Annotated in this window: 6 protein-coding genes; 3 read left to right on the top strand and 3 right to left on the bottom strand. The window is 65.0% G+C overall.

Features of this window, described 5'->3' with window-relative positions:
- Positions 1–1,605: phosphodiesterase (locus tag QN397_RS25940; protein ID WP_323502405.1), on the bottom strand; the 1,605-nt coding region annotated here is incomplete at its 3' end.
- A gap of 203 nt (positions 1,606–1,808) precedes the next feature.
- Between QN397_RS25940 and QN397_RS25935 the strand changes: the two genes are divergently transcribed.
- Both QN397_RS25935 and QN397_RS25930 read left to right on the top strand, forming a co-directional pair.
- Positions 1,809–2,051 carry a hypothetical protein gene (locus QN397_RS25935; RefSeq protein WP_323502403.1) on the top strand — a complete coding sequence of 81 codons (243 nt, stop codon included), beginning with the start codon at positions 1,809–1,811 and terminating at the stop codon, positions 2,049–2,051.
- Between the two features lie 68 nt (positions 2,052–2,119).
- The gene (locus QN397_RS25930; protein WP_323502402.1) at positions 2,120–4,330 is read left to right on the top strand and encodes a phosphocholine-specific phospholipase C; all 2,211 of its coding nucleotides are present in this window, start codon (positions 2,120–2,122) and stop codon (positions 4,328–4,330) included.
- Between the two features lie 147 nt (positions 4,331–4,477).
- Here the strand turns inward: QN397_RS25930 and QN397_RS25925 are convergent, their stop codons facing one another.
- The gene (locus QN397_RS25925; RefSeq protein ID WP_323502401.1) at positions 4,478–5,920 is read right to left on the bottom strand and encodes a glycerophosphodiester phosphodiesterase family protein; all 1,443 of its coding nucleotides are present in this window, start codon (positions 5,918–5,920) and stop codon (positions 4,478–4,480) included.
- Between the two features lie 11 nt (positions 5,921–5,931).
- Entirely contained in the window at positions 5,932–8,079 is a 2,148-nt protein-coding gene (gene acpA / locus QN397_RS25920; RefSeq protein WP_323502409.1) for an acid phosphatase, read from the bottom strand.
- Between the two features lie 276 nt (positions 8,080–8,355).
- Between acpA and QN397_RS25915 the strand changes: the two genes are divergently transcribed.
- Positions 8,356–9,720 (top strand): cytochrome-c peroxidase, encoded by a 1,365-nt coding sequence (locus tag QN397_RS25915; RefSeq protein WP_416352368.1) that lies wholly within the window; start codon positions 8,356–8,358, stop codon positions 9,718–9,720.
- Positions 9,721–9,760 lie beyond the last annotated feature (40 nt).

Below are 9,760 nucleotides of genomic sequence, written 5' to 3'. Positions count from 1 at the left end.
GGCGGCGGCGTCGCGCCCGAGCGCCTGGCTCGCGAACTCGTCGATCACGCGTCGGCACCGCGCCTCCCAGTCATCACCCTGAAAAAGAACGATGAAGTCGTCGCCGCCCACATGCCCGACGAAATCCTGGCGGGCGTCGCAATTGGCGACGAGCAATCTTGCAACTGTGCGGATCACTTCGTCCCCGCGCCAGTATCCATAGTGGTCGTTGAAAGGCTTGAAGTCGTTCAGGTCCGCATAGCCTGCAACGAAGTCGATGCCGCCGCTCAGGAGGCGCTCGATATGAAGGCTGATCGGAATGTTGCCCGGTAGAAAAGTCAGCGGATTGGCATGGCGCGCTGCCTCGATCCGCGTCTCGGTCACGGCGCGGACCAGTTGCTCACCGGTGCCCAGCCCGAGGTATTTGCCCTGCTCGGCGACCACGAAGCCTTCGCTCAGATAGCGCTGGTCGTCGGATGTGAGGATGCCCATCAGCTCGCTCACGTCATCGTCGAGATCGATCACCCGGGGCGTGCGGTTGGCGTGGCCGATGCAGGCCTTGCGCCCATGCACCTCGCGGAAATAGAGCCGTGCAAAGTGGTCGGTGAACTCTCGCCGGTTCACCAGTGCGACCGGCTTGCCGTGGTGGACCACCGCCAGCGCGTGCAGCTCGGGTTGGGCCTGGAAGATCGCGGCAACCTCCTCGTTGGTGGTGCCGGGCTCCACCGCCGGCGCCTTCACGAGCACCAGATTGCGCAGGATGCCCGGCCTGGCAAGCTGGCCCGGCATGGGCAGTACGACAAGCCTTCGGTCCGCCAGGACATCCGCTGCATCGCGCGGCAGCACGGCGGGCGGCGTCCTGGCGGGCCGACCCAAAAAGTACCCCTGTCCGATGGCCACGCCAAGATCGTGCAGCGTTCGCAGGTCGTCACCGGTTTCGATTCCTTCGGCGACCAGTTGAGTTCCGAATGCTTCGCTGAGGGCGACGACGGCGCGAACCATCTCGAAGTTCTCCCTGTTGCCGGTCACGTTGCGGGTAAGGAACTTGTCGAGCTTGACGAACCTGGGCTTGAGTTCTGCCCAGCGGCGCAAGTTCGAATGGCCGTCTCCGAAATCGTCCAGTGCCAGTCGAACGCCGGTAGGCCCCATCGCATCGACGACACGAATCAGCGACTGCGGGTCGGTCGCCCGCTCGTTCTCGGTGAGCTCGATCACGAGCTTGCGCGGATCGACGCCGGAGCTCGCCAGCATGCGTGGCAGAACCGTAGCCGAGGCGCGGACCAGCGCATCGGCACTCAGATTCACGAACAAGTTGCCGGGCAACCCTGCCGATAACCACTCTCGCAGGATCACGTCGACGCAGCGCAGTTCGAATTCCATGAGGACCGATTCGGATGCGGCGCACTCGAAGAGCGCGAGTGGCATGTGCAGCGGTCCGTCCACGGGGCCGCGTATCAGCGCCTCGTGGCCGTAGACCGATCCGTTTCGGAGGTCGACCAGCGGTTGAAAAACCGCATGAAGGCCATCGCTCTCCATCAGGCGTTGCAACGGGCTGCGCCCGTTCCTTGGCGTTTCAGACTCGATCGGGATGGCCGGCTCTAGATTGGAGACGAGAGAGGATTGCATGTAGTTCCGGCTGAGCTTAGGAACCGCCGGAGACGGCCGTGTGACGGTTCGTCCAAGCACGGCGGTTTTGTGAACTAACGCACGGTCAGCGAACCTGGAAGCCCTGCGTCGAAACGCGCCTTCGACCGCGCCGGCGTGGCGATTCCTTCACGAAGACGTCACGCGGCTTGCCTCTAATGCGCCAACTCACAACAGGAGTGCCCATGCATGCAGTTCTCAAATCCTGGCGTCTCGCGACGGCGCTGATTCTGATCATCACCCTTGCCTCGTGCGGCGGTGGAAGCAGCGGAGGCGGCGGCGGCGTCTCGGCCGCAGGCCTGAGCAAAGGCATGACGCAGGACGGCGCCGGCAAGGACGGCACGGCGGCGACGACGACGGCGGCGACGGGAGTTCCGGCCACGGCCGACGCTGCCGCGCAATCGCCTGAAGTCCGCTACGCCCCTTGAAGCGATGAAGCGATGAAGCGACAAGACGACCACCCGAACACATAACGACCCCCAACGAGGAGAAGGCCATGAATTCACGCCGCGAGTTCCTGAAAAACGCTGCGACCGGCACGGCTGCCGCCGCCACGCTGAGCGCATTTCCGCCCAGCATTCGACGTGCGCTGGCAATCCCTGCGCACAACACGAAAGGCACCATCAAGGACGTCGAGCACATCGTCATCCTGATGCAGGAGAACCGCTCTTTCGATCAGTATTTCGGCACCCTGCGGGGTGTGCGCGGCTTCGGTGACCGCTTCACCATTCCGTTGCCCGAAGGCCGCAGTGTCTGGCAGCAAACCGATGCCAACGGGCAACCGGTCTTGCCGTATTACCTGGACCAGAGCAAAGGCAACGCACAGCGCGTGAGTGGCACGCCGCACAGCTGGGTCGATGGTGAAAACGCATGGGACGGTGGCCGCACCTACCAATGGCCGAAGTACAAGGGCGCCAACGCCATGAGCTACTTCAAGGAAGCGGAGTTGCCGTTCCAGTTCGCGCTGGCCAATGCCTTTACTTTGTGCGACGGCTACCACTGCTCGATGCACACCGGCACCAACTCCAATCGCATGTTCCTGTGGACCGGCACCAACGGCCCGACCGGGGCCGGTGTGGCGTCGGTCAACAACGAGTGGGACTCGATCGATTCCTCGGCATTCGGCTACCAATGGAAGACGTATCCCGAGCGGCTGCAAGAGGCCAAGGTGAGCTGGATCGTCTACCAGAACATGCCGGACAACTTCGGCGACAACCCACTCGCCGGCTTCAGGCAATACCGCAAGGCCAACGAGGCTTCAGGCAAGCCGGTGAGCAACGAGGCACTGTCTCCGGCCTACGATCCGGCGAGCGACGACGCCGGCAATCCGCTCTACAAGGGGATCGCCAACACCATGCCCGGCGAGTACGGCAACGCGGACAGTTACTTCGAGCGCTTTCGGCAAGACATCAAGAACGGCAAGCTGCCGCAGGTCTCGTGGATCGTGGCGCCGGCGACGTACTCCGAGCACCCCGGCCCGTCGAGTCCGGTGCAGGGCGCCTGGTACATCCAGGAAACGCTCGATGCATTGACGGCCGTGCCCGATGTCTGGAGCAAGACGGTGCTCTTCATCAACTTCGACGAGAACGACGGCTACTTCGATCACTACCCGTCGCCCGCCGCGCCGTCGATCAATGCGGACGGCACGCCGGCCGGCAAAACAACGTTGAGCGACGCGGCGATCGCGTTCGAGCGCTTCGACTATCCCGCGTCGCCGGGCACCACGAGCCAGCCGCTGCCGGACGGCCGTGTCTTCGGGCCCGGCATCCGCGTGCCGATGTATGTGGTCTCGCCATGGAGCCGCGGTGGCTGGGTCAACTCCCAGGCGTTCGATCACACCTCGGTCATTCGCTTCATCGAAAAGCGCTTCGGTGTGAAGGAGCCGAACATCAGTCCGTTCCGCCGCGCCGTGTGCGGTGACCTGACCAGCGCCTTCAACTTCGCGCGGCCGAACGACGAGCGTTTGCCCCAACTCGCCGGCCGCAAGACCCGGGCGCAGGCCGATGCGCTGCGCGCTGCGCAGGACCTGTTGGCTCAGATCGCGCCACCCGTGAATCCACTGTTGCCGGTGCAGGCGACCGGCACGCGTCCGTCGCGTGCGCTGCCGTACGAGTTGCATGTCAGCGCGCGATGCGACGGGCTGCGCGGTCGCGTCAAGCTGATCTTCGCCAACACCGGCGATGCCGCGGCGGTGTTCCATGTGTACGACCGCTTCAACCTCGATCGACTGCCGCGCCGCTACATGGTCGAGCGCAACGAGCGGCTCGACGACGAGTGGGCTGCAACGACGGACAACGCCGGAAAGTACGACCTCTGGGTGCTGGGCCCCAACGGCTTTCATCGCCACTTCAAGGGTGACCTGAACACCCTGAAGTCACGCGGCGCGCCCGCGCCGGAGATACGCGTCGGCTACGAAGTACGCCGCGGCGATCTTCATCTGAAGGTTCGTAACGATGGGGAGCGCGCCTGCTGGTTCACGGTCACCGCGAAGGCCTATCTGCAGGGCCGCGACGATCGCACCTGGCGCGTCAAGGTCAAGGGTGGTGAAGACGCCGAGAAGCGATGGGAACTCGACGACAGCGGCCAGTGGTACGACTTCGAGGTGGTGTGCGACTCGGACCCGACATGGTCGCGCCGCTTCGCAGGCCGTGTCGAAACGGGTCGCCACTCGGTCAGCGATCCGGCGATGGGAACGCCCGGCAACTGACGCGGGACTCCGCTGCGCCGACGAGGGGTCTGTCTTCGTCCTGACGCTTCAGCTCGGCCGTCTCGGTCTGCGTCTTGCCTTGCCAGCGGTCGGGCCCATCGGAACCATCGAAGTCAGGGTCCATTCAAGTTCCGATCAGGTCCGAATTCAGCGCCCCGTCTCGGTCAGGTAGGTTTTGCGCGCGGCGAAGCCGGTATTTGAAAAATCGGTGAAGACGCCGTCGATACCTGCCCTGAAAAATACCAGGTACTCCGCCATCGGGTCACCCTTGTAGAACCCCGCGAGGTACTGCGGCTCGTTTCGGAAGGTGTAGGTGTGTACGAACAAGCCTGCCTTGTGCGCATCGGCAATCAGGCTTGTCGGCTTGACCGTATTGACGTCGGCCAACGAGCCGGTGTACGGCGGGTCCTTGAATGGCACCACTGTCAGCGACATGACCTGCGGCTTCCATGGCCCGATACCGTCGGCGTAGGTCTTCACCTCCGCGAGGCCGGCGGGCGTCAGCATGCTGCCGAAAAAACGGGGGTCGCCGGCGAGAGTCCAGCTGTACGGGCGACCATCGACGAAGGTGTACTCGTCGGTGGTGACGTAACCCATCTCGCCGGTCTTGTAGTTGACGTCGTTGCCGTCCACCAACTGCACCGCTTTGCTCTTCAAGCCGGCCGATCGCAGGTACTTCAGGCTGGCCGGATCGAAGCTCTGCACGAAGACCGGTGCATCCTTTCGATTCAGGTCGTTGAAGTTCAAAATCTTCAGCATCGCGTCTTCCAGCGGATGGCTGCCCACGGGTCCACAGCCGTTCGCGATGGCTTGTGCGTTGTTCCAGATCGGGTTCTTGCTTTCCGGATACACGCTGATCGTGCGACCGGTGCTCGCACTCTTTGCTTTTGCGATGTCGATGATTTCCTGGAAGCTCAGGATCGGCAGCTTGCCGTTGAGGTCGGTCGGTCGCTGGGCACGTGCATCGTAGGTCGTGCCGGCGATCCACTGCTTGAGCTCTGCCATCGTGAAGTCGGTGATCGACCAGTCGCCGGTGTGGTCCTCGCCGTCGACCACGAGCGATTTCAGTACCGACTTGGGATCGTTGGGATTGGTCAGATCGCTCAGGTACTTTGCCGGGCCGTTGTCGGGGATGGGTGGATAGGTCACGTCGACCAGCACGCCCGGCACTGTCCGCTTGCGCGCAGCGACCGTGGTGTTGGTCGCAGCCACAGCAGTGATGTTGGTGTTGTCGCTGAGCCAGGGGTTGTGCCGGGCCACCAGCACGCAATCCTTCGTGAGGTGCAGGTCGGTCTCCAGTGAGTCGGCGCCTGCGTCGGCGGCGGCCTCGTAGGCGGCCTGCGTTTCCTCCGGGAAGAGCCCTGGCAAGCCGCGGTGGCCGATGATCAGCGGGGCCTTCCCATCGAGCGTCAGCAGCGCGCTCGGCACGGGTGCCGGAGCAGGCGCAGGTGCGGGTGCGGGAGTGGGCGCCGGTGCGGGTGCAGCGACGATCGGAAGAAACCCGGTCGATCCGCTGCCGCCGCCACCGCACGCGGCCATCATCAACGAGCCAGCGAGTGCGACGCTGGTGCAGCGAGCGATATTCTTCATGGCGGGGCGCTTCACGATTTACCGCCGAAGTCGAGTGCACCGGTCAGATCGCCCATGGGCTTTGCGCCGTTTTTCAGCAATGCGTTGTCACGCACCACCAGCCCGGCGAGCGGTGGCAGCGACCAGCGGTGCGTCATGAAGCGCAGCGTCGATGCGGTGTCGTACTGCGTCTTGTCGACAAAGCCCTTCTTGGAGAACGGCGAAATGATGAGCGCCGGGATGCGCGTGCCGGGACCGAAGCGGTCGGCCTTTGGCACGGCCGCGTGGTCGTAGAAGCCGCCGTTCTCGTCGTACGTGATGACGATGAGCATGTTCTTCCACTGCGGGCTGGCCTTCAGCTTGGCGACCAGGTCGGCGATGTGCGCATCACCATCTGTGATGTTGGCGTAGCCGTTGTGCTGGTTCAGGTTGCCTTGCGGTTTGTAGAAGCTCACGGCAGGCAACGTGCCGGCTGCTGCCTGCGTCAGGAAGTCGGCGTCGAAGTCCTTCAGGTGCGCAGCGCGTGCGTCGGCGTGCGTGGCCGGGTCGAAGGCAGCGTAGTAGTTGAAGGGCTGGTGGTGGAACTGGAAATTGGGCGCCTGCGCGGCCGGTGGCACGGCGGCAGGGAATACGCGGTTGCCCTCCGCGGTGGCGGTGGTGCTGTTCCATGCGCCGCCGTACCAGGCCCAGCTCAGGCCTTTGGCCGTGAGCACATCGCCGATGGTGGTCTGCGTTTGCGGCGGCAAGGTATTTGCCTTCGTCGGATCGGCGTAGAGCTTGCTGCTGTCGCTCGCGGCCGGCGCATTGTTGCTCGGCTGATACGCCGGTTGCATCGTGTTGACGGCGTAGAAGGTGCCGCTCGCGTCCTTGGGCGTGAGTGTGCTGTCGTTCTTGTAGATCGGGGCGCCGCTCAGCACCGAGGCCGGTGCAGTGGGTGCAGCCGTCAGCCTGACGAAGTTGCCGTCGGCATCGGTGTCGATGGCGGAGATCGAAGCCTTCGCGGGTGACGTGTCGGCATCGGCGTTCGGGTAGATCGGTGCGCAAGCGCACACGAGGTACTGGTGGTTCAGGAACGAACCGCCAAAAGCGCCCATGAAGAAGTTGTCGGCCAGCGTGTATTGCTGCGCCAGGTTCCACAGCTGCATCTTGCTGCCGTCGAAGTAGCCCATGCTCAGGCCACCTGCGTCGGAGTAGGCCGCGAACTTGTCGTTCTTGCCGCCGTTGATCTGCATCTGGTTGTTATAGAAGCGGTGCACCAGGTCGCGCGTGATGGTCGACTGGCCGATGACGGTACCGGTGTTGAAGAAGCCTGCCGCGTCGTCGATGCGGAACATCTTGTTCGGCATGCCGACGGTTTGCGCCTGCGTGATGGTCGTGGTCTGGCCAGCGGCAGTGACGCCTCCCCATACCGGCGGCAGTGCCGGGAGGGTCGAGCCGTCGAAGTCTTTCTGGGGCTCGGCGGTACTCGATGCGGGGTTCACGCCCGGGATGCCGTTGGCGCCGGGGTACAGGCCGTACAGGTTGTCGAAGCCGCGGTTCTCTGCGTAGATCACGACCACGTTGTTGATCTGGTCGAGTGCGAAACGATTGCGCAGGGCGCCGGTCAGGTCGCCTGCGGTGCCAGCCTCGGCCACGGCTTCGGCAATGCGCTCGATGCTCTGGTCGATCTCGGTCTGCAGCACGGTGCGGATGGCCACGTCGGTGATCTTGTTGTGGTCGGCCAGCAGTTGCGACTCGGAAACGCCGAGACGCTTGGCGAAGGCGGAGCGTGCCGCGGCCAGGTCGCCGCCGTTGGCGTCCATCAGCGCGACCATCTCGGTGCTGATGGCGCTGACCACGCCGTTGGCGTCGGCCGGTGCGCGGAATACGAGCGGCTGCGTGACGGCGGATTCGATGCTGGTGGCCGGGTCGTAGCGCTTGCTCGATGTGCCGATCTCGGCCACCACAGCGCCCTTGCCGGTGAGCGTGAAGGCGCCGTTGGCGTCCGTCGTGGTGCTGGTTTCCGACGCGTCGCAGCGGCCGTTGTTGTTGCTGTCGATGCACACCTTCGCGTTGCGAAAGTAGCTGCCGGTGACCACGCCGCTCGTCGTGGCGGGTGCCGTGGGCGTGGTGGTCGCAACGCCGGTGGTGGGCACGAGGCCGCTGAAGCCGTTACTGCTTCCGCCGCCGCCGCATGCCATCACCACGGCCGACGCGACGATGGCGGTCGGCCACAAGGCGAGTGCGAGCGGCTGGCCGTTTCGGCGGGATGTTCTGGGCGCGGAGTCGCGCGAAGAGGAAGACAGGGGTTGGGCGGTCATCTGGGTACTCTTGGTGTTGGAATGGTCCCGACTGACGCCGGGCGCATCGATGGTCGTGCGGCTCCGTGACAGCCGCGTGGCAGTGGCGTGTCATCGCGCTGACACGCTGCGGCAGCACAGTCGCCGCCAACCGAGGCTTTTCGCCCGATCTCCACCGTGACGTTTCGCTTCGCCTTCTTCAGCGTCTTCAACTTTCTTCGCCGCCTGGGCTGGCTGCTGCTCGGGGTCGTGGCCCTGTCGGCATGCGACGGCCGGCCAGGCGCACGCACGGCAGCGGCTGGGCCGGATGCAGCGGCCTCGCCTGCCGCACCGGCCTACGTCGGCGCCACCTACGCACCGGTGTCCGGCAAGCAGCAGCCCAGTGCCGCGCAGTTGAGCGCGATCGGACAGCGCATCTTCTTCGACACCTCGATGTCGGCATCTGGCACGCAGTCGTGCGCCAGCTGCCACGATCCCGCACATGCCTACGGGCCATCGAACGCCTTGTCGGTGCAGCTCGGCGGTGCCGATGGCCGCACGCCTGGTCCGCGCGCCGCGCCGTCGCTGCGCTACCTGCAAACGCTGACCGCGTTTTCGGAGCACCACCACGACAACGACGGCGACGACAGCATCGACGCCGGCCCGACCGGCGGCCACATGTGGGACGGCCGCGCCGGCTCTGCACATGAACAGGCAGGGCTGCCGTTGCTCTCGTCCGCTGAGATGGGCAACGCGTCGGTGGCGCTCGTCGCCGGCAAGCTGGAGAAGGCCGGCTACGCGGGCGAGATGCGGCAGGCGTTCGGCGACGACCTCTTCAACGACCCTGCTGCGGCCTTCAAGGCGGCCGGCCTGGCGCTCGAGGTCTTCCAGGAATCGCCGACCGATTTCTATCCGTTCACCAGCAAGTACGACGCCGTGCTGCGCGGCCAGCAAAAGCTCGATGCCGCGGAGTCGCGTGGGCTGAAGCTCTTCAACGCAGCCGACAAGGGCAACTGCGCGGCCTGCCACCTGAGCGAGCGCACGCCCGACGGCGCGTTTCCGCTGTTCACCGATTTTGGAATGATCGCCATCGGCGTGCCGCGCAATCGTGCACTGGCCGCCAATGCCGACCCCGCGTTTCACGACCTCGGCCTGTGCGGCCCGCTGCGCACCGACCTGGCAGACCGGCCGGAATACTGCGGCCTGTTCCGCACGCCCACGCTGCGCAACGTAGCGGTCAAACAGGCGTTCTTCCACAACGGCGTCTTCCACTCGCTCGATGAAGCGGTGCGCTTCTATGCACAGCGCGACACGGCACCCGCGCGCTGGTACGGCCGTGGTGCCGAAGGCAAGGTCCAGCCCTACGACGACCTGCCCTCGAAGTACCACCACAACGTCAACGTCGAAGCGCCCTTCGGCCAGCGGCCGGGTGCGAAGCCGGCCTTGACCGAGGCCGAGATTCGCGACGTCGTGGCCTTCCTCGGGACATTGACGGACGCCGATGCCGCCGCTGCCGGTCGGGCCGCTTCCACTCTGCGACCGCCGCAGTCGTCGAGGAACTGACGCCTTAATATCGGCGCTGGCTTTTTACCTGCAGCACCGA

It is taken from the genome of Variovorax sp. RTB1 (assembly GCF_035018765.1).
Taxonomy (GTDB): domain Bacteria; phylum Pseudomonadota; class Gammaproteobacteria; order Burkholderiales; family Burkholderiaceae_C; genus Variovorax.
This window is presented reverse-complemented; position numbering and strand designations above follow the sequence as displayed.